The 19,988-nt window shown below is 59.0% G+C and carries 18 protein-coding genes; 4 read left to right on the plus strand and 14 right to left on the minus strand.

What is annotated here, in order from left to right; translation table 11 throughout:
- Positions 1–25 precede the first annotated feature (25 nt).
- The 5 genes from lysS to xerD form a co-directional block, all read right to left on the minus strand.
- Complete coding sequence (gene lysS, locus ACSBQQ_RS22520; protein WP_033649459.1) at positions 26–1,543, minus strand: lysine--tRNA ligase; 1,518 nt, start codon at positions 1,541–1,543, stop codon at positions 26–28.
- A gap of 9 nt (positions 1,544–1,552) precedes the next feature.
- Positions 1,553–2,651 (minus strand): peptide chain release factor 2 gene (gene prfB, locus ACSBQQ_RS22525; RefSeq protein ID WP_096242572.1). Its coding sequence is split into 2 segments (ribosomal slippage): positions 1,553–2,575 and positions 2,577–2,651, totalling 1,098 coding nucleotides; the frame shifts between segments, so codons are not numbered across the junction.
- A gap of 166 nt (positions 2,652–2,817) precedes the next feature.
- On the minus strand, positions 2,818–4,551 hold the full coding sequence (recJ, locus tag ACSBQQ_RS22530) for a single-stranded-DNA-specific exonuclease RecJ (RefSeq protein ID WP_033649458.1): 1,734 nt from the start codon (positions 4,549–4,551) through the stop codon (positions 2,818–2,820).
- Between the two features lie 6 nt (positions 4,552–4,557).
- The gene (dsbC, locus tag ACSBQQ_RS22535; RefSeq protein WP_033649457.1) at positions 4,558–5,274 is read right to left on the minus strand and encodes a bifunctional protein-disulfide isomerase/oxidoreductase DsbC; all 717 of its coding nucleotides are present in this window, start codon (positions 5,272–5,274) and stop codon (positions 4,558–4,560) included.
- A gap of 26 nt (positions 5,275–5,300) precedes the next feature.
- On the minus strand, positions 5,301–6,200 hold the full coding sequence (gene xerD / locus ACSBQQ_RS22540; RefSeq protein WP_033638574.1) for a site-specific tyrosine recombinase XerD: 900 nt from the start codon (positions 6,198–6,200) through the stop codon (positions 5,301–5,303).
- Between the two features lie 106 nt (positions 6,201–6,306).
- Between xerD and fldB the strand changes: the two genes are divergently transcribed.
- Positions 6,307–6,825 carry a flavodoxin FldB gene (gene fldB, locus ACSBQQ_RS22545; RefSeq protein WP_033635825.1) on the plus strand — a complete coding sequence of 173 codons (519 nt, stop codon included), beginning with the start codon at positions 6,307–6,309 and terminating at the stop codon, positions 6,823–6,825.
- Between the two features lie 37 nt (positions 6,826–6,862).
- On the opposite strand, the gene creD is transcribed toward fldB, so the two are convergent.
- The 5 genes from creD to sdhE form a co-directional block, all read right to left on the minus strand.
- Positions 6,863–8,227, minus strand: a complete 1,365-nt coding sequence (gene creD, locus ACSBQQ_RS22550) for a cell envelope integrity protein CreD (RefSeq protein ID WP_041036554.1) — start codon at positions 8,225–8,227, stop codon at positions 6,863–6,865.
- An 80-nt stretch (positions 8,228–8,307) separates the two neighbouring features.
- Positions 8,308–9,726 carry a two-component system sensor histidine kinase CreC gene (gene creC, locus ACSBQQ_RS22555; RefSeq protein ID WP_033649455.1) on the minus strand — a complete coding sequence of 473 codons (1,419 nt, stop codon included), beginning with the start codon at positions 9,724–9,726 and terminating at the stop codon, positions 8,308–8,310.
- A complete protein-coding gene (gene creB, locus ACSBQQ_RS22560) occupies positions 9,723–10,418 on the minus strand; it encodes a two-component system response regulator CreB (protein ID WP_060429284.1) in 696 nt (231 codons plus the stop codon). The genes creC and creB overlap by 4 nt, the downstream gene beginning before the upstream one ends.
- Positions 10,418–10,840 carry a protein YgfX gene (locus ACSBQQ_RS22565; protein ID WP_033649453.1) on the minus strand — a complete coding sequence of 141 codons (423 nt, stop codon included), beginning with the start codon at positions 10,838–10,840 and terminating at the stop codon, positions 10,418–10,420. Before ACSBQQ_RS22565 ends, creB begins: the two co-directional genes overlap by 1 nt.
- Complete coding sequence (gene sdhE, locus ACSBQQ_RS22570; RefSeq protein ID WP_004931679.1) at positions 10,821–11,087, minus strand: FAD assembly factor SdhE; 267 nt, start codon at positions 11,085–11,087, stop codon at positions 10,821–10,823. Before sdhE ends, ACSBQQ_RS22565 begins: the two co-directional genes overlap by 20 nt.
- 320 nt (positions 11,088–11,407) lie before the next feature.
- On the opposite strand from sdhE, the gene ygfZ reads away from it, so the two are divergent.
- Entirely contained in the window at positions 11,408–12,400 is a 993-nt protein-coding gene (gene ygfZ, locus ACSBQQ_RS22575; RefSeq protein ID WP_033654068.1) for a tRNA-modifying protein YgfZ, read from the plus strand.
- Positions 12,401–12,438: 38 nt separating this feature from the next.
- Here ygfZ and ACSBQQ_RS22580 read toward each other — a convergent pair whose 3' ends face one another.
- Positions 12,439–12,936, minus strand: a complete 498-nt coding sequence (locus ACSBQQ_RS22580) for a DUF2165 family protein (protein ID WP_033635831.1) — start codon at positions 12,934–12,936, stop codon at positions 12,439–12,441.
- A gap of 150 nt (positions 12,937–13,086) precedes the next feature.
- Positions 13,087–13,761 (minus strand): PAQR family membrane homeostasis protein TrhA, encoded by a 675-nt coding sequence (gene trhA / locus ACSBQQ_RS22585; protein WP_038871224.1) that lies wholly within the window; start codon positions 13,759–13,761, stop codon positions 13,087–13,089.
- Positions 13,762–13,944: 183 nt separating this feature from the next.
- Between trhA and ACSBQQ_RS22590 the strand changes: the two genes are divergently transcribed.
- Entirely contained in the window at positions 13,945–14,553 is a 609-nt protein-coding gene (locus ACSBQQ_RS22590; RefSeq protein WP_048321922.1) for an HD domain-containing protein, read from the plus strand.
- A 193-nt stretch (positions 14,554–14,746) separates the two neighbouring features.
- Complete coding sequence (locus tag ACSBQQ_RS22595; RefSeq protein ID WP_060388372.1) at positions 14,747–17,899, plus strand: DUF4214 domain-containing protein; 3,153 nt, start codon at positions 14,747–14,749, stop codon at positions 17,897–17,899.
- 255 nt (positions 17,900–18,154) lie between these two features.
- Here ACSBQQ_RS22595 and rbsK read toward each other — a convergent pair whose 3' ends face one another.
- Both rbsK and alsK read right to left on the minus strand, forming a co-directional pair.
- Complete coding sequence (rbsK, locus tag ACSBQQ_RS22600; protein ID WP_038871218.1) at positions 18,155–19,081, minus strand: ribokinase; 927 nt, start codon at positions 19,079–19,081, stop codon at positions 18,155–18,157.
- The gene (alsK, locus tag ACSBQQ_RS22605) at positions 19,078–19,986 is read right to left on the minus strand and encodes an allose kinase (RefSeq protein ID WP_039567291.1); all 909 of its coding nucleotides are present in this window, start codon (positions 19,984–19,986) and stop codon (positions 19,078–19,080) included. Before alsK ends, rbsK begins: the two co-directional genes overlap by 4 nt.
- Between the last annotated feature and the right edge of the window lie 2 nt (positions 19,987–19,988).

Raw genomic sequence — 19,988 nt, forward strand, 5'->3', positions numbered from 1 at the left:
ACCGGTGGTTTCACGCTAAACGGAATTATTTCTGTGGGCGCATCGCCGGGAACAGAATCACGTCGCGGATGGTGTGGCTGTTGGTGAACAGCATCACCATGCGGTCGATACCGATGCCCAGACCGGCGGTCGGCGGCAGGCCGTGCTCCAGCGCGGTGACGTAGTCTTCGTCGTAGAACATCGCTTCGTCGTCGCCGGCGTCTTTGGCGTTCACCTGATCGGCAAAGCGCTGCGCCTGGTCTTCGGCGTCGTTCAGCTCGGAGAAACCGTTGCCGATTTCACGGCCGCCGATGAAGAACTCGAAGCGGTCGGTGATTTCCGGGTTCACGTCGTTGCGGCGCGCCAGCGGCGACACTTCAGCCGGGTACTCGGTGATGAAGGTCGGCTGAATCAGATGGCTTTCCGCCACTTCTTCGAAGATCTCGGTCACGACGCGGCCCAGACCCCAGCTCTTCTCAACCTTGATGCCGATGGATTCGGCGATGGCCACCGCTTTGCCCATGTCGGCTAGGTCAGCCAGATCGGTTTCCGGGCGGTATTTCTTGATCGCCTCGGTCATGGTCAGCTTCTCGAACGGCTTGCCGAAGTCGAACACTTCGTCGCCGTACTGCACCTGAGAGGTGCCCAGCACTTTCTCGGTCAGGGTGCGGAACAGCGTCTCGGTCAGCTCGATCAGGTCTTTGTAATCCGCGTAAGCCATGTAGAGTTCCATCATGGTGAACTCTGGGTTGTGACGCGGAGAAACGCCTTCGTTACGGAAGTTACGGTTGATTTCGAACACGCGCTCAAAGCCACCAACCACCAGACGCTTCAGATACAGTTCCGGCGCGATGCGCAGGTACATATCGATATCCAGCGCATTGTGGTGGGTGATGAACGGACGCGCGGACGCGCCACCCGGGATCACCTGCATCATCGGGGTTTCGACTTCCATGAAGCCGCGTTCCACCATGAAGTTGCGGATAGCCGACATCACCTGAGAACGCACCTTGAAGGTGTTGCGCGATTCTTCGTTGGCGATCAGGTCCAGGTAACGCTGGCGGTAACGGGTTTCCTGATCCGCCAGGCCGTGGAATTTGTCCGGCAGCGGGCGCAGCGCTTTGGTCAGCAGACGCAGCTCGGTGCAGTGAATCGACAGTTCGCCGGTCTTGGTTTTGAACAGCTTGCCGCGTGCGCCGAGGATATCGCCCAGGTCCCACTTCTTGAACTGGTCGTTGTACACGCCTTCAGCCAGATCGTCGCGCGCGACGTACAGCTGAATGCGGCCGCCCACGTCCTGCAGCGTGACGAAGGATGCCTTGCCCATAATGCGGCGGGTCATCATGCGGCCGGCGACGGTCACCTCTACGCCCAGCGCTTCCAGCTCTTCGTTGTCTTTATCGCCGTACGCGGCATGCAGTTTGTCGGAGGTGGAGTCACGACGGAAGTCGTTCGGGAACGCAATGCCGTTCTCGCGCAGGCCGGCCAGTTTCTCGCGGCGGGACTGCAGTTCGTTATTGAGATCCAGCGCCTGATCGGCGCCCTGTACTTGTTGTTCAGACATTTCTATTCCTCATAACCCGGCTTTCAAACTTGCCTCAATGAATTTATCCAGGTCGCCATCCAGTACGGCCTGCGTGTTACGCGTTTCGACGTTGGTGCGCAAATCCTTGATGCGGGAGTCATCCAGCACGTAAGAACGGATTTGGCTGCCCCAGCCGATGTCGGACTTGTTGTCTTCCATCGTCTGCTTATCAGCATTTTTCTTTTGCATCTCAAACTCGTACAGCTTGGCTCGCAGCTGTTTAAACGCTTGATCCTTGTTCTTATGCTGAGAACGATCGTTCTGGCACTGCACCACGATGTTGGTTGGCAGGTGAGTAATACGTACGGCGGATTCGGTTTTGTTGACGTGCTGACCGCCCGCACCGGAGGCGCGGTACACGTCGATACGCAGATCCGCCGGGTTGATTTCGATATCGATATCGTCGTCGACTTCCGGGTAGATGAACACCGAGCTGAACGAGGTGTGGCGACGGCCGCCGGAGTCGAACGGGCTCTTGCGCACCAGGCGGTGAACGCCGGTTTCAGTGCGCAACCAGCCGAACGCGTAGTCGCCGATGATCTTGATGGTGGCGGATTTCAGGCCCGCGACGTCGCCGTCGGACTCTTCGATCACTTCGGTCTTGAAGCCCTTGGCTTCGGCCCAGCGCAGGTACATGCGCAGCAGCATGCTGGCCCAGTCCTGCGCTTCGGTGCCGCCGGAGCCGGCCTGGATATCCAGATAGCAGTCGGCGCTGTCATATTCGCCGGAGAACATGCGGCGGAATTCCAACTGATCCAGCTTGCTCATCAGTTGATCCAGCTCGGCGACCGCTTCGTTGAAGGTCTCTTCATCGTCGGCTTCCACCGCCAGTTCCAGCAGCCCGCCGACGTCTTCGCCGCCCTGCTCCAGCTGATCGATGGTTTCAACGATGGCTTCCAGCGCGGCGCGCTCTTTGCCGAGCGCCTGTGCGCGCTCCGGCTCGTTCCAAACGTCCGGCTGCTCCAGCTCGGCGTTGACCTCTTCTAGGCGTTCCTTCTTGGCATCATAGTCAAAGATACCCCCTAAGAACCGCAGTCCGCTCGGACAGGTCCTGAATTCGGTTTTTTACCGGGTTAATTTCAAACATGGTTTCGTTCTTTTACGTTGATGTCGTCGATGGCGGAATGCCATTGGAACCGCTAATTCTAACGGATCCGGGCGGCAGTTTATAGCGAGTTGGTCAGTTTTTGTGGCGATCGGGAAGGATGCGGGGGATTGGAGAGCCCAATCCCCGAATTGTGTTCAATTTCGCCTCAGCGCGGCCAAAGATGCTGGATCAGCAGCTGCACGTTACGATTGCCGCGGAACTCGTTGACGTCGAGCTTGTAGGCCAGTTCGACCTCGCGCACGCTGCTGTCCGGCCACAGCGTGGTGTCCACGTTGAATGCGATGCCGTCGAGCAGCGGGCCGCCGCCGAGCGGCTCCACCATCAGCTTCAGGTGTTTCTCGCCCACCAGCCGCTGCTGCAGGATGCGGAATTTGCCGTCGAAGGTCGGTTCCGGGAACGCCTGGCCCCACGGGCCGCCCTCGCGCAGCAGCTCCGCCGTCGTCAGCGACAGCTCCTGCATCGCCAGCTCGCCGTCAGACCAGATCACCCCTTCCAGCATCGCCGGATCGAGCCATTCCCCCACTAGCTCGCCGAAGCGCTGGCGGAACTCGTCGAACCGGGCCTCTTCCAGCGACAGCCCGGCCGCCATCGCGTGGCCGCCGAACTTCATCATCAGGCCGGGGTTCAGCATATCCAGCCGCTCCAGTGCGTCGCGCATGTGCAGGCCAGGCACCGAACGGCCGGAGCCTTTCAGGATGCCGTCGCCCGCCGGCGCGAACGCGATCACCGGGCGGTGGAAACGCTCTTTGATACGTGAGGCGAGGATGCCCACCACGCCCTGGTGCCATTCCGGGTGATACATCGCCAGCCCGTAAGGCAGCTCGGTACTGGTGCGCTCCAACTGGTCGCACAGCTGCAGGGCTTCCACCTGCATGCCCTGCTCTATCTCGCGTCGCGTCTGGTTCAGCGCGTCGAGATCGTTGGCCAGCATACGCGCCTGCGCAATGTCATCGCTCAGCAGCAGCGCCACGCCGATCGACATGTCGTCCAGCCTGCCGGCGGCGTTAAGACGCGGGCCGAGAGCGAAACCGAGATCGTTGGCCGCCAGCTGGCGGGCATCGCGGTTGGCCACCTCAAGCAGCGCGCGGATGCCCGGACGGCATTTGCCGGCACGGATGCGGTTTAACCCCTGATACACCAGAATGCGGTTGTTGGCGTCCAACGGCACCACGTCGGCCACGGTGCCGAGCGCCACCAGATCCAACAGTTCCGCCAGATTGGGCATCGCCAGCGCGCGCTGCTCGAACCAGCCGCTGTCCCGCAGCCGGGCGCGCAGCGCCAGCATCAGGTAGAACGCGACGCCCACCCCGGCCAGCGATTTGGACGGGAAGGCGCAGCCGCGCAGGTTGGGATTGACGATCGCTTCGGCCGCCGGCAGGGTCTCGCCCGGCAGGTGGTGATCGGTCACCAGCACCTGCATGCCCTTGGCGTGCGCCACGTCGACGCCGGCGTGGGAGGAGATGCCGTTATCGACGGTGACGATCAGCTCCGCGCCGCGCGCCGCCGCCTGCTCCACCACTTCGGGGCTCAGGCCGTAGCCGTCTTCAAAGCGGTTCGGCACCAGGTAGTCGACGCTGGCGCCGCCCATGCTGCGCAGCGCCAGCACCGTCAGTGCGGTGCTGGTGGCGCCGTCGGCGTCGAAATCGCCCACCACCATGATGCGGCGGCCGTCGGCCAGCGCCTGTTGCAGCAGGCTGACGGCGTCGTCGATGCCGTCCAGCTGTTGCCAGGGCAGCATGCCCTTGACGCCGCGTTCCAGCTCTTGCTCAGCCTGCACGCCGCGCAGGGCGTAAAGCCGGCGCAGCAGCGGCGGCAAACTGGCGGGCAGATGCGTGTCGTCCGCCGCCGGGCGGCGACGTAGTTGCGTTTTGATACTCACCGGCGATTAACCACCGGCTTTGGTGGCGGCCTGGTGCGCATCCAGCATGGCGGCCATCTCTTTCGGCCCCTGATAGCCCGGGATCATCATGCCGTTTTCCAGGATGATCGCCGGCGTGCCCTGAATGCCGAACTGCACGCCCAGCTCGTAATGCTTGCTGATGTCGGTTTTGCAGGTCGCCGGGGAGATGGCGTCGCCCTTCATGGCGGCGTCGAACGCCTTGGCCTTGTCGGCGGTGCACCAGATCGACTGCATGTCTTTCTCAGCCTGAGAGGCCAGCCCCTGGCGCGGGAACGCCAGGTAGCGCACGGTGATGCCCAGATCGTTGTACTCTTTCATCTGCTGGTGCAGCTTGTGGCAGTAACCGCAGGTGATGTCGGTGAACACGGTGATCACGTGTTTCTCTTTCGGCGCCTTGTAGACGATCATCTGATCTTTCAGCGCGTCCATCTTGCGGCCCAGCAGTTGGTTGGTCACGTTGACCGGCTCTTTGCCGCTGACGTCGAACAACGGGCCCTGCAGGATATGCTTGCCGTCTTCGGAGGCGTACAGCACGCCGCTGTCGGTCAGCACGGTTTTCAGTCCATTGACCGGTGAAGGCTGCACGTCCGCCTGCTGGATGCCCAGGCTGGCGAGCGCTTTTTTGATCGCCGCGTCATCGGCATGGGCGGCGCCGGTCACCGAAGCCACCAGCAGTGAGAGCAGCATTAAACCTTTTTTCATTGTTCCAATCCTTTCGAACCCGCCGCTCAGGCGCGCGGGTGATGCTGTTGATGTAGCTGTTTCAGTCGTTCGGTCGCTACATGAGTATAAATTTGCGTGGTAGAGAGATCGCTGTGCCCTAACAACATCTGTACGACACGGAGATCGGCCCCATGGTTCAGCAAATGGGTGGCGAACGCGTGCCGCAACACGTGCGGCGACAGACGCTCGCTGTCGATGCCCGCAAGGATGGCATAGTGTTTGATGCGATGCCAGAACGTCTGTCGGGTCATTTGCTGGCAACGGGTGCTGGGGAACAGCACGTCCAGCGTCTGGCCGTTGACCAGCCACGGGCGGCCGTGCTCCAGATAATTTTCGATCCAGTAGACCGCCTCTTCGCCCAGCGGCACCAGCCGCTCCTTGTTGCCCTTGCCGATCACCCGCACCACGCCCTGGCGCAGGCTGACGTCGCTGATGCTCAGCCCCACCAGTTCGGAAACTCGCAGCCCGGTGGCGTACAACACTTCGAGCATCGCCTTGTCGCGCAGTTCCAGCGGCTGATCGACGCAGGGCGCCTGCAGCAGCGCATCGACCTGCGCCTCGCTCAGATCCTTCGGCAAACGCTGCGGCAGCTTGGGAGACGCCAGCTGCGCGGTGGGATCGTCGGCGCGCAGCTTTTCGCGGTACAGGTACTGAAACAGGCGGCGCATGGCGCTCAGCAAACGCGCGGAGCTGGTGGCCTTGTAGCCGCCGTCCACCCGCTCGGCGAGAAACGCCTGCAGATCCAACGCCTGCGCCTGCAGCAAGGCGGTGTTTTGCTGGCCAAGCCAGGTGCCCAGCGCCTGCAAATCCAGCCGGTAGGAGGCCAGCGTATTTTCCGCCAGATTGCGCTCAAGCCACAGCGCATCCAGGAATTGTTCAATCAGCGCATGGTCTTGCTGTTGCACGCGGTCCTCTCTTTGTTGCATTTCCACCCGCGCCATTATGCCTTAAGCCGACGCAAATCAGGTATACTCGCTGCAATTCTCTAAACGGCAACGTAACGGTTTACACATGAAGATTGGTCTGTTTTACGGCTCCAGCACCTGCTACACCGAGATGGCGGCAGAAAAAATCCGTGAGATTCTGGGTGAAGACCTGGTCGACCTGCACAACCTGAAAGACGTCTCTCCCAAGCTGATGGAGGACTATTCCATACTGATCCTCGGCATCCCGACCTGGGATTTCGGCGAACTGCAGGAAGACTGGGAAGCGATCTGGCCGCAGCTGCCGGCGCTGGATCTGAAAGGCAAAATCGTCGCCATGTACGGCATGGGCGATCAGCTCGGGTACGGTGAGTGGTTCCTTGACGCGCTGGGCATGCTGCACGATCACATCGCGCCGCTGGGCGTGCAGTTCATCGGCTTCTGGCCAACCGAGGGCTTCGAGTTCACCAGCCCCAAACCGCTGAGCGCCGACGGCAAACACTTCGTCGGCCTGGCGCTCGATGAGGTCAATCAATACGATCTGAGCGAAGAGCGCCTGCAGCAATGGTGCGAACAGATCCTGCTGGAAATGGAGCCGCTGCTGTAGCCGCTATCGGGCGCTCAACGCGCCCGATTTCCCCCGCTTATTTCCACAGACGGAAGCGTGGTTCGTCTTCGCCGGCCGGCGTCTCCTTTGCCAGACGCGCCGGATCGGCCACCTGATACCAGTCCAACTTGCGCGTCAACAGCATAATGCCCGCCAGAATGGCGAACAGCAGCCCCGCCCCCAGCACCAACGCATTGTCCTCCGACTGCAGCAGCAAATAGAGCACGCCGTACAACAGCAATAGGCTCGCGGCGAACAGCGCACCGCGCAGCTTACCGCGCAGCACGGCGCTCAGGTAGAAGCCGATCAGTCCGCTGCAGGCGATGCTGGCCGCCAGGTAAGCGAGAGCGAATCCCAGGTGTTCGGAGAAGGCCAGCAGAATCAGGTAGAACAACACCAGCGCCGCGCCGACCAGCAGGTATTGAATCGGGTGCACCCGCAGCCCGGTCAAGGTTTCGAACAGGAAAAACGCCATAAACGTCAGCCCGATAAACAGCAGCGCGTATTTGACCGCGCGCTCGGTCAACTGATAGTGATCGACCGGTTCGACCAGGCTGGCGCTGAAGGCCGGCAGCTTGTCCTCGTCGATAATGCCATCGTCGTAATGGAACGCACTGTTGATGTTGTTGGCGAACCAGGTGCTGCGCCAGCGAGCGCTAAACCCTTGCTCCGTCACCTTGCGTTCGTCCGGCAGGAAGTTGCCGAGGAAATTCGGGTGCGGCCAGTTGCTTTGCAGCTGCAGCTCGCTGCTGCGCCCCAGCGGCACCAGTGACAGGCTGCTGGTGCCCGCCAGCGTCAGGGTGAAGTCGGCGCTCAGCCCCGCTTTTTGTTGCAGCGCCGCCAGCGTCAGCGGTGCGTGGATCCCCTGGCGCAACGATCCCACGCCGGTGCCCGGCTCAAACGCCACCGGCTGCGGCGTTGCCAGCGGGGAAATGCTCTTGATGCCGCGAGAGTCGCTCAGCGCCACCAGCAGGAACGGCTGGCCGACGGTCACGTTGGCGCGTTGCAAATCCGCCAGCTCCGGCTGGCCGAAACGCACCTTGAAGTTCAGCGGCCCCTGGTAAACCTGCGTCTGATAAATGCCCAACTTGCGCACTTCCACATTCGGCGCCCCCTGCACCTGAAGCGACTCCGGCAGCAAATAGCGGTGATGCTGCACCCGCTGCACCACCGTTTGCCCTTTCTCGTCTTTTTTTTCTTCTCGTTCAACATAAGGAATTACAATCAACGGGCCGAGCACGCGCTGCGCCCCGCTGGTGCTTTCGCTCACCTGCCCGACCACGCTTTGCCGATAGCCGCTGCGTTCGTCGATCACGCTCATCAGTTGGGCGATGGGGATCAACATCACCACCATCAATCCCAGCAGCGTGGTTATTTTCCAGAAAAGTACCGATTTCATCATGCTCGCTCCTCGTAGGTAATGAGGCCACGATAAAACCCGCAGGTGAAATCAGAATGTGGTTATGTGAAGGGAAGGTGAAGTCACAGCGATAACCTGAACGTCGCTTCCACCCCGTGCGGCCGGCGGTTGCGCAGGTGAATGCCGCCATGATGCAGACGGGCGACCTCCTGCACGAAGTTCAGCCCCAGCCCGCTGCTTTTTGGCCGTTCGGCGCGCGGCAACGAATAAAAGCGCTCGAACACCTTATCGAACGCATAGTCAGGAATGCCGCTGCCGTCGTCGCAAACGCTGATGCAGTAATGCTGTTCCCGCCGTTCTCCTCGCACGCTGACGCAACCGCCCGGCGGGGTAAAGTCGATCGCGTTGTCCAGCAGGTTGGTCAGCGCCTGGCTGATCAGCAACGCATCGCCGTTCAGCGTCACCTCCGCCAGCGCCTCCAGCCGCAACCTGACGCCGCGCTGCGTCGCCTGCGCCTCTTTACCCGCCACCGTCTGGTCGATCAACGCCGCGATCGCGATGGGCGCAGTCTCCATTTCTGGCCGGCTCTCCAGCCGCGCCTGCACCAGCAGTTTATCCACCAGTTGCTGGATGCGTGCGCTTTGCTGCTCGATATTGGTGAGAAAACGCCGGGCGGTTTCCGGCGGCGGCAGCTCCTGCAATAGCTCCGCCGCGCCCCTGATCGCCGCCAGCGGGCTTTTCAGCTCATGCGTCAGGGCATGCGCATATTGTTCGATATAGGCTTTGCCTTCCAGCTTCAGGCGCATGCTCTCCAGCGCCTGCGCCAGCTGGGTCAGTTCCCGGCCGCCCACTTTGGGCAATGGCGCATTTTCGCCCTGCGCCACCCCATCGGCATAACGCACCAGCCGGCCTATCGACCGGTTGATCCACCAGACGAACACCGCCCCGATCAGCAGCGCGATCCCCAGCAGCAACGCGCCGGCCCACAGAATGCGCCGTTCGCTGCGCTTGATCACCGGCGCCATGGTGCTGTTGGGTTTACCCACGGTGAGCACGCCGATAATGCGCCCTTGTTCTATCACCGGCGCGGCCACATACATCACCGAACTGTTTTCATCCTGCGGGTCGCTGCGGGTGCTGCGGGCGCCGTACTGGCCGCGCAGCGTTCGATAAACGTCATTCCAGCGCGAATAATCCTGCCCCTGCGCGCGGCCGGCGGAATCGAAGATGACCCGGCCCTGGGCATCGGTAAGATAGACGTGGTATTCACTGCGGTCCTTGCGGATGCCGGAAATGTTGGCGCCGATCGGCCGCTGATTCAGCTGCGTAAACGCCTGCGCCAGTTGGCCATGCGCCGCATCGCCGCGCTGCATGTCCTGACGGGCGATCTGCGCCAACAGGTTGGCAGTGTCCACCAGCGTGCCTTCGGTAGCGCGCCGCACGCCGGGCTTCACTTCCTGGACGAAAATGCTCAGCACGAAGTACCCGGCCACCGCTACGATCAGAAAGTACCCCAGCAGCAGGCGCAGGCCAATTTTCATGGCTGGCGGCTCACGCTGTAGCCCAATCCGCGGTGGGTGTGGATCGGCGGCTCACCGGGTTCAACCGCACGCAGCTTGGCGCGCAGCGTTTTGATGTGGGTATCGACGGTGCGATCCAGGCTTTCTTCCGCCTGCGCCCAAACGCTTTCCATCAGTTGCTGCCGCGAGAACACCCGTCCGGGCGCCAACAGCAGCGTCTTCAGCAGCAGGTATTCGTAACGGGTCAGCGGCAGCGGCCGCTGATGGTAGGAAATGGTGGCCGCGTCTTCGTCGAGCGCGAAAGCGCCGAAATGGTAGGGCGCGCTCTGCTGCAGGCGCTGCTGCTTGTGCAGGCGACGCAAAATGGTGCGCACCCGCGCGCTGACCTCGCGAGGGGAGAACGGCTTGGCGACATAGTCGTCAGCGCCGATCTCCAGCCCGATCAGGCGATCCACTTCATCACTGCGGGCGGTGAGAAACAGAATCGGCAGGTCGGCCGCCTGAGCCAGCAGGCGGCGACACAATTCAAAGCCGTTGATGTCCGGCAAACCGACATCGAGGATAGCGAGCGCGGGCTCGCCTTGCGCCAGCGCCTGCAACGCCGGTTCCGCGCGTTCGAACCAGCGCACCTCGAAGCCTTCGCTCTCCAGCGTGTAAACCAGCGTATCGGCAATGCTGGGTTCATCCTCCACCAACCAGAGTACGGGTTTCATCAGGGATCCTCGCCGTCACCCGCCGGCGGATACAGCAGCAGCTGCCGCAGGTGGCGCCACTCCTCTTTGCTCATGCAGTCGGAAGCCAGCCACAGCCGGCGGCGCTTTTTGCCCTCCATCGGCAGCAGCGTCAGCAGCATGCCGTAACCCGGCATCCACGGTTTTTTCGCCAGCCGCCACTCGCGGCCGTGCCAGCTGAAGCGCCGGTCCGCCAGCAGCCGCAGCTCGCCCTGCGCCGCGGCGATGCGCTTCTGGCTGCGAATGCACTGAAACACCACCAGCGTCAGCAGCACCAGCCAGAGCGGGCCAAAACCTTCCGGCCAGGGCGAAATCAGGATCAGCAGGATCAACACGCCGTGGGTCAACAGTGAAAACAGCTGGGTGCGCCAGGAAATGCGGATATCACATCGCCACTGGGCCACGGTCTTTATTTCGCGTTTGGATCAGGGTCACCATTCTCTGCAGCTCGCCGTCCTGCGGCGCGCCATGATTCATCAGCCAGTTGAACAAATCGGGATCGTCGCACTCCAGCAGGCGGATAAACAGCGCCTTGTCCGCGTCATTCAGGCTGTCGTATTCGTACTCGAAGAACGGCATGATGGAGATGTCCAGCTCGCGCATGCCACGGCGGCAAGCCCAGTGAATACGTGCTTTGTTGTTAATATCCATGTTGTTATGACTCACCTCTTTTCAGCGCGGCAGCGCCAGCGCAGGGTTCAAATGACACACTGTATGGCAACGCCGTCGCAATATAATTCCATCAGCCGGGGAGCTGTCTACAAGGGTGCCCTGGCCGCAAGCCTATAGAGTAACAATTTGACATACACGCCGGGAAGACGCTTTGCTGCGGAAAGCGTAATAAAGCGCAAAATGCCAAAAAAAGCGCACCCCGGCGCCGCGGCGCGAATAACAGTTTGCAAAGCCCGCCGCCTCTTTTACCATGGGTTCAATACCCTTCAGGTAAGCTAAACGTTGAGCAGGAACTTACTATGGCGCATAACATTCCATTCCCACCCCGTCAGCCCTCCGCTTCCACCCATCTGCCCCTCACGCTGATCTCGCTGGAAGATTGGGCGCTGGTGACGCTGAACGGGCCGGACACGGTGAAATATCTCCAGGGCCAGGTGACGGCGGACATCGACGCGCTGGCGGCCGATCAACACGTGCTGTGCGCCCACTGCGACGCCAAGGGCAAAATGTGGAGCAACCTGCGTCTGTTCCACCGTGGCGAAGGCTTCGCCTATCTGGAACGCCGCAGCGTGCTGGACAGCCAGCTGGCGGAAATCAAAAAATACGCGGTGTTCTCCAAAGTCACCATCGCCGCCGATAACGACGCGGTGTTGCTGGGCGTCGCCGGTTTCCAGGCGCGCGCCGCGCTGGCGGATCTGTTCGCCACGCTGCCGAGCGCCGAGCACCCGGTAGTGCAGGACGGCGAGACCACGATCCTGCACTTCAATGCGCCGGCGGAACGTTTTCTGCTGGTGACCCGCCCCGCCGTGGCCGAACAGCTGATCGGCAAACTGCATGACCAGGCGGAACTGAATGACAGCAGCCAGTGGCTGGCGCTGGAGATCGAGGCCGGTTATCCGGTTATCGACGCCGCCAACAGCGCGCAGCTGATCCCGCAGGCCACCAACCTGCAGGCGCTGGAAGGCATCAGCTTCAGCAAAGGCTGCTATACCGGTCAGGAGATGGTGGCGCGCGCCAAATTCCGCGGCGCCAACAAGCGTGCGCTCTACTGGCTGGAAGGTAAGGCGGCCCGCGCCCCGCAGGCGGCGGAAGACCTGGAGCTGCAGCTGGGTGAAAACTGGCGCCGCACCGGCACCGTATTGGCGTCGAGCCAACTGGCCGACGGCAGGCTGTGGGTGCAGGTGGTGATGAACAACGATTTGGACGCCGACAGCAAGCTGCGGGTGCGCGAGGATGCCGCCAGCCAGCTGGCGATCAAACCGCTGCCGTATTCGCTGGCCGAAGAGAAATAATCCGTCGGCCGCAGGCGCCCTGCCTGCGGCCGTCTTCGTTACTCGTCCAACTCCCCGTCGCGCTGCACCAGATAAATCAGCACCAGAATGATGGTGACGAAGAAGCGAAACGCATCGGGCACGCCGTTCCACTGTTTCGACATCCACATGCCAAACCACTCGCCCCCAATCGACATAAAGCCGACCTGCCAGGTGAGGAAGCCCAGCGTCAGCCCCACTACCGCCAGCTTTTTCCGGCCGTTGAAAGCTTTAGCGGGCAGTTTCAGGGCGCACAGCAAGCGCAGGCCACCTATCCAGCACAGCAGCGCGGTCAGGCTCTCCAGCGCAATGATGAAGATATAGCCGGCGTGATGCAGCCACGGCGTTTGTATCGAACGGTAGCCGATGGTGGCGTCGGGGAAAATGGTGTCCATCATAAAGACGTGGCGCACGAAGGCGAAGTTGGAGCCGTAATCGGTGATATTGCCGAAGGCCACCAGCGAAGCGAACAAAGCGATAGCGCAGACCAGCAGCGCTTTGGATAAGCGAACGATCATTGTGATGAGTCCTGAACAAAGTTTAGAGAAAGAGTATGCGGGCTCAGAAATGAAAGAACGGGCTTGCTGGATACCCGAAAGAAGCAAGCGCCTATTTTTTAAAACAAAAGAGGCGCCCGTTCAATACGCATTCAGACGTAGCGATAACGTTTAGACGTAGAGGTAGATCGCCATGAAATGGCAGGCGCTGCCGCCGAGCACGAAGGCGTGCCAGATGGCGTGGCCAAAGCGAATGCGCTTGGAGGCGTAGAAAATCACGCCGAGGGTATAGACCACCCCGCCTATCGCCAGCAGCGTGACGCCGCCGGCCTCCAGCCGCGTAACCAGCTGATAAATCACGATCAGCGACAGCCAGCCCATCGTCAGGTAGGTTACCAGCGACAGGGCTTCAAAACGGTGAGCGAAGGCCAGCTTGAACAGCACCCCCAGCAGCGCCAATCCCCAGATTACCGCCATCAGGCCCTTCGCCAGCGGCGAATCCAGCCCCACCAGCAGAAACGGGGTGTAAGTCCCGGCAATCAGGAGATAAATGGCGCAGTGGTCAAATTTTTTCAGCCAATGCTTGGCCTTCTGATGCGGGATCGCATGGTACAGCGTGGAAGCGAGAAACAGCAGGATCATGCTGCCGCCGTACAGGCTGTAACTGGTGATGGCCGTCGCATCGGCGCCGGTATTCACCGCCTGCACCAGCAGCAACACCAGGCCGACGATACCGAACACCAGCCCGATGCCGTGGCTGATGCTGTTGGCGATCTCTTCCGCCCACGGATAAGCTGCGGCGACAATCTTATTGTTCCCGGCTTTCACTACGTCCGTTTTCCCCATAACGCGCAACCCCTCAAAATGCCCTGCTTTGTGCGAAATTAACGCAAAGCAGCTTAACTGAGAATAATTCCAGTGTACACGTGTACGCTAAAATAAAAATGTGAACGCGTGTAACCATCGAAATCGCCCGCCCGGTGGTCTACAATCGTCAGGCTTCAACCCACCCACCTTGAGGTTTACACCATGTCATCCGCTGTACCCGCGTTAGATTTCGGCTCAATGACCCAGGTCATCCAGTTCCTGATGGAAATCGATAAGTTGAAAGGCGTGCAACGCCGCACCAAAGTGCTGGGCACCCAGCGCCAGGAAAACTCCGCCGAACACAGTTGGCACTTCGCCATCGCCGCCATGAGCCTGGCGCCCTACGCCGGTGCTGACGTAGACATTCAGCGCGTGATCCAGATGGCGCTGCTGCATGACATTGTGGAAATCGACGCCGGCGACGTGCTGGTCTACGATCTGGCGGCCCGCGCGGCGATCCACGATCAGGAAGTGGCAGCGGCGCGCCGCCTGTTCGGCATGTTGCCGGAGGCTCAGCGCGAGTATTTCACCGCTTTATGGCAGGAATATGAAGATGGCGAAAGCGCCGATGCACGCTTCGCCTTGCTGCTGGATCGCACCATGCCGATGCTGATGAACCTGCACAATGAAGGCCAGAGCTGGGTGGAAAACGGCATCAGCCTGGAGCAGGTGCTGGCGCGCAATGCATCGATCGCCGACGTGCACCCCGAGCTGTGGCACCACATGGAGCAACACCTGCGGGATGCGCAGCGCAAAGGCTGGTTGAAGTAATAGTATCTGCTGCAGTGAATACACTGCAGCCTGTTTATTTCACCCGACGGCGGCTCCATACTTGCTTTTAGACGTCATCGTAGCGGTCAGTTCAAGCAAACCCAGCCCCGGCACGGGATATGTGTCTCACTTGCTTAACCCCAGGTTCTCTCCTTTACTTACCTTTTTCGCATCCATTTCTTTGGGGAAAGTCATGAGCTCACTTCTCGTTCAACGCGATGTCGCCGCATTATTTTATGCCGTCATAGGAAAAAAAGCCGACATTAAAGATATCGATTATTTTTCAAAAAAATTGGCACAAGAAAACCTCTCCCTTGCTACATTAACAAATAAATTAATCAATTCTGAATTAGGTCAATCACGCCTGTCGCAATTAAATAACAGTGAAAAAATACAGTTTATTTACCATAATCTTCATGGTGCCGACGCATCGGAGGAAATACTCGCTTACCTTCTCAGCCAATTGGAAAAAAGTGGCGATCTCGGAAGTCTTGCGGCTTACATGAACAACGAACTTTTGCACTACTCCGGGCAAGAAGTCATTTTAAAAGAACAACAATCCGCGTTGATTGAAACCGTCAATCAAACGCTATTCCCCTCTTTTAACGGCTCAGTATCAGACGGAGCCGAATGGGTGCAGGGTTTTTATTATGCAGTGAAATCAACGATGACATCCGATGGTATAAACTATTGGGGCAACGTGATAAATAAGCACCCTGAACAGTTAAATCTGATTGCACAAAAATTTGTCGATGGTAAAAAAACGTTGTCGAACCTTAGCGACAATGATTTCGTCATCAAAATTTATGAAAATATTTTTGGATCAGCCCCCGATAACAACCAACTACAAAAATATACTGCCGGGTTAACTATCAATACGGAAAACCGTGGCGATGTTATAGTACGAATGATTAATGACATCCGCAATGATGACACCGGCGAACATGCTGATGCCAAAGCGATTTTTTTGGCTAACACGCATGTTTATGCTGCCGGAGAGTTACCGGCACCGGAGTATCAAGAGGCCATAACTGCAATATACTTGAGCATTGCCGGTTATTATATTGATGCCAATGCATTGGATACCTACAGTAAGCAATTAGCCGCAGGGCGCTCTGAGAGTGATATCCTCGCCATGTTCGCTAAGCAGCCTGCATTCGCCAAAGCCGTCTCATATCAGATAATATTCAGTAATTTATGGGGAAGACCCATGACGACAGCCGAGTCTGTCGCAATTATGAACGAAAGTGGCAATGATGCACTGAAGGCAACACTGGCGGTATTGGCGCACTTTCGTGCTAATGAGAGTATTATTTCAGGCAATGGCGGAGCTCCGGGCAGTCATGCAGTCCAACAATTCGAAAAAAAGATCGGAGCCAATTTAAACTATGTCAAACAGGGGGTACTGACAAAAAGTGATGAAAACGGAGCATTAACGGGAACAATAAATAATCATGGCGTCGAACATGTTATTTCCAATGCTGAGTTACTCATGCTGAATGACATTACGTTGAACGTCATGAAATCAGGCACTGTCGACATTAGTCAATTGAATGGATGGCATACCCTTACCATTGACGGTACTGAGAATGTTTTGCTGAAGTTGTTCACGCAAGCGCTCAATAATATTAATATATTCCTGAAAAACCCGAATGTCACCTTGGCAAACCCTATTACTGGGAACAATCAAAACGTTATCATCACGGCAGATGCGGATATGGCGCATGCCACCGGCGAGCTTCGATTCAATTTTGCAAAAAATATCAATGTACAGTGGCAAGGCAATAGCATCAATGACGGCGCTAATAACGTTAGCAATACATTCAAAATTAAGGGGTATGACCAAGGTTCGGTATTAACGGCTAACCTCATCACCAAGAATGTGTATCTCACCACAGGTAGCGAAGGTACGCTTTCCGGCACGATTGCCACCAATGTAGGTAACTTTACGCTTTTCCCCCAGATCGATTTGGCGGGCTATCGCGGTACGGGTTCTATCTACCTTGACGGACAATTAGTCGGCAACGAGGGCAGGCACGTATTTGATATCGGCCTCTTGGCCGATCCCTCTATCGCTAACATACACAACAAGGATTATAAGCATATCACCGACCTGAAAGCCCCCGAGCTTTGGGATCCTGCGTGGGGAATGCCAAACGGTTTTACGGGTTCATACGGTTTTGCGCTGTCTGGCTTTGCCGATAACGTTACGGTGATTAATGTGCCGGTAGATTCATTTATGGATGCCCCTTTTAGCCAACGCGCTCTGGAAATCACCGGTAATGCCGGTGAAAACAGCCATATTACCTTCGAGTACGCCCCCGATTACCGTTATAAAAATTTTTCACCCGTGATGACAATTAGTTTTGATGCGAAAAATATAGTTCACGCTGATGCCGGCACTTTATCGTTCAAAACCGATACGGTCTATATTGACTCTGGTATTCCGGAGGTCAGAGAGTTTTTGGAAATATCATCCAAGGGAGATGCGGAAAACACCCTACGCCTTGAGGGCCATGACAACCATATCAGTGAAATTAACATTACCGGTGATAAGGCGCTTAACCTCACCATCAAAAACAATTTCAGCGAAGAATTGAAATCCATCACCAGTCACATGGCTAATAGCACACCACTGCATTTGACCGTGGAACAAGGGGGGACCGGCGGCGGGCAGTTCTATCAGCTGCTAAAACAATTAGACGGACTGACGGGATACGATGCCATCATGTCCCAATTGGCCGGTTACCAACTGTCGATCGCCAACGATGCCCCTACGACCAGCGGCATCCAGGCTAATCATATCTACAACGTAATGGGCAATACGAGTCTGGCAACCGGCAAAGGCGCGGATACGGTGGTATTCAACCACAGTACCATTGATAACATGGTCACCTTTAACGATTACGAAAACAGCAGTACGCAAAATGCATCATGGGTTGAAGGCGACAACATTGCCGTCGGTGATATCGACCGGCAGTGGCTCTTTTCCGCGGGTGGCAGCAAGACTATCGATCTCGTCGGCAGCTTATCCCTGAATGAGCTGACAGTGCTACTCTCCGGAATGAATGTCCAGACGAATACGACTCCGCAACAATTGTTCATTGAACTGGTATCTACAGTCACTCAAGGCCACAGTCAGAGTGCATTGAGCGAAGTCAGCGCCTTATCGTTGAATGGATTCTATTTTGTGATGGTGGATAAGAATCTGAATCACAGTTTAGACAACGATGACATTATTTTTGGTCTCACAAACGACAATGCCTTCAACATGGCCCATTACGATTCACCCGTTCTGGAAATTAATGGCATTGGCAGTTTTACCCATGATGCCGTCGCTGCATAGCTGCTATTTATCATGCACAACTTTCACGCCGGGCTTTGACCCGGTGTGAAAGTTACTACGGTTTGTGCGCCCTCCCCTTCGCGGCAATCACTGCCCACAGCGCGCTCAGTAACGCCCCCAGCATGCAGGCCAACAACGGCCCGGAATAACGTACCCGGGTCAGAAACGGTTCGGTGATGAGTGCCGCCTGCGGGATGCGCAGCGCAAAGGCTGGTTGAAGTAAGTGAACCGGGCCGCCGCCGCAGCCCGTTATCGTCACGCGAACGCCCGTTGGCGTTCCAACGCCTCCTCATAGCTCGGCATCGATCCCGCCGCCCCGGCGCGCTCCACGCAGACCGCCGCGTAGGCGGCGGCGAAGCGCACCGCATCGGCTAACGGCACCTGATTCGCCAGCTGCGCCGCCAGGGCGCCGTTAAACGCATCGCCCGCGCCGGTGGTGTCTTTCGGCTGCGCCGGAAACGCCGGGATCAGCTCGCTGTTTTCCCCGTCCGAGAACAACGCTCCCTGCGTCCCCAAGGTCACGATCAGCAAGCGAATGCCCTTGGCGTGCAGCACCTGCGCCGCCTGGCGCGCCGAAGCCACATCCCGCACCGGCACGCCGGTCAGCAACGTACATTCGGTGGCGTTGGGCGTCAGCATATCAACCTGCGCCAGCAGGCTGTCCGGCACCGGCTGAAACGGCGCCGGGTTGAGAATGATGAACGTCTGCGCCTCGCGGGCGATGGCGATCACCTGCTCAATCGCCGGCAGATTGTTCTCCAGCTGGGTCAACAGAATGTCCGCCGCGGCGATCGCCGGCCGGCACTGGCGCACCTCATCTTCGCTGACCGTCAGGTTGGCGCCGGGATCGACGGCGATCATGTTCTCCGCCTCCTCGCCGGCAACATAGATAAGCGCATTGCCGGTCGGGCAATCGCCGGTCGAGAACAGCGTCACCGCATCGAAACCGGCGGCGGCGAGATGGCGCCGGGCAAAGGTACCGAAGTCGTCGCGCCCCACCTTGCCGATATAATGCACCCGCGCCCCGGCGCGCAGCGCGGCGGTGGCCTGATTGGCGCCCTTGCCGCCCGCGCCCATCATGCTGTTGCGGGCGATCAGCGATTCGCCGGGCTGCGGAAAGCGCGCCATGCCGGCGACGATATCCAGGTTGAACGAACCGAACACGCAGACTTTGCCTTTCATTGCGGGTACTCCCTGCTTAATTGGAAATGGCGCCGGGCGGCCAGGCAGGCGCCTTTGCTGCCGGTCTCATCGCTAAGGCGGCTGACGGAGATCGCCAGCCCCTGCGCCGGCTGCGGCCCGCGCAGATGGCGGCGGATCTCTTGCTCCAGCTGCGCCAACGGGAAACCATTCATGGCGATCACGCCGCCCCCCAGGATCAGCCGCTCTGGATCGAGCATGTTCATTTCGATGGCGATGGTCTGCGCCAATCGTTCGACGAAGCGCCGCAGATCCGGATGCTCGCCGTGGCGTTCGAACAGCCGTTCGAACGGCGTTTGCGCCGCGTTGGCGCGCGCCCAGCCGGTCAGCCAGTGACCGGAGGTCAGGCTCTCGACGCAGCCCCGTTTACCGCACGGGCACTCGCCCTGATGGCCCGGCCAGGGTATGTGCCCCAGCTCGCCGGCGGCGCCGTGCGCCCCGTGGTAAAAATTGCCGTTCAGCCACAGGCTATTGCCCATGCCGGTGCCCAAATACAGCCCTACCGCCACCTGCGGCAGCGCCGGCAGCTGCTGCAAGTCCCACCACAGCAGGTGATTGACGTCTTTATCCATCCGCACCGGCAGCGCCAGCAAATCGGCCAACAGCGCCGCCACCGGCTGAGCATCCAACGCCGGAATGAACGGCAGCGACAGCACCCGCGAGCGATCGCGGCTGAGGATACCCGGCAGCCCAAGCATCACCTGCGCCACCTGACGATCCTGGCAATGCCCGGCGATCAGGCGGCCCAACGCCGCCAGCGGATCGGCCTGCCGTGCCCAATCGGCGGTCGCTATCTTGCGGTAACCGCTGAACTCGCCGTCATCATCCATCAACAGCAGGCGGGTGTTGGTGCCGCCGACGTCTACGCCAAGAAAATGCCGCATCATGT

Source organism: Serratia sp. G204Y (genome assembly GCF_051172435.1).
GTDB classification, from domain to species: domain Bacteria; phylum Pseudomonadota; class Gammaproteobacteria; order Enterobacterales; family Enterobacteriaceae; genus Serratia; species Serratia sarumanii.

Excerpts from the sequence above, each read along its gene's own strand:
- lysS (WP_033649459.1), bottom strand. The coding sequence starts at position 1,543 with ATGTCTGAACAACAAGTACAGGGCGCCGATCAGGCGCTGGATCTCAAT.
- dsbC (WP_033649457.1), bottom strand. The coding sequence starts at position 5,274 with ATGAAAAAAGGTTTAATGCTGCTCTCACTGCTGGTGGCTTCGGTGACC.
- fldB (WP_033635825.1), top strand. The coding sequence starts at position 6,307 with ATGAAGATTGGTCTGTTTTACGGCTCCAGCACCTGCTACACCGAGATG.
- creD (WP_041036554.1), bottom strand. The coding sequence starts at position 8,227 with ATGATGAAATCGGTACTTTTCTGGAAAATAACCACGCTGCTGGGATTG.
- creC (WP_033649455.1), bottom strand. The coding sequence starts at position 9,726 with ATGAAAATTGGCCTGCGCCTGCTGCTGGGGTACTTTCTGATCGTAGCG.
- creB (WP_060429284.1), bottom strand. The coding sequence starts at position 10,418 with ATGAAACCCGTACTCTGGTTGGTGGAGGATGAACCCAGCATTGCCGAT.
- sdhE (WP_004931679.1), bottom strand. The coding sequence starts at position 11,087 with ATGGATATTAACAACAAAGCACGTATTCACTGGGCTTGCCGCCGTGGC.
- ygfZ (WP_033654068.1), top strand. The coding sequence starts at position 11,408 with ATGGCGCATAACATTCCATTCCCACCCCGTCAGCCCTCCGCTTCCACC.
- ACSBQQ_RS22580 (WP_033635831.1), bottom strand. The coding sequence starts at position 12,936 with ATGATCGTTCGCTTATCCAAAGCGCTGCTGGTCTGCGCTATCGCTTTG.
- trhA (WP_038871224.1), bottom strand. The coding sequence starts at position 13,761 with ATGGGGAAAACGGACGTAGTGAAAGCCGGGAACAATAAGATTGTCGCC.
- ACSBQQ_RS22590 (WP_048321922.1), top strand. The coding sequence starts at position 13,945 with ATGTCATCCGCTGTACCCGCGTTAGATTTCGGCTCAATGACCCAGGTC.
- ACSBQQ_RS22595 (WP_060388372.1), top strand. The coding sequence starts at position 14,747 with ATGAGCTCACTTCTCGTTCAACGCGATGTCGCCGCATTATTTTATGCC.
- rbsK (WP_038871218.1), bottom strand. The coding sequence starts at position 19,081 with ATGAAAGGCAAAGTCTGCGTGTTCGGTTCGTTCAACCTGGATATCGTC.
- alsK (WP_039567291.1), bottom strand. The coding sequence starts at position 19,986 with ATGATGCGGCATTTTCTTGGCGTAGACGTCGGCGGCACCAACACCCGC.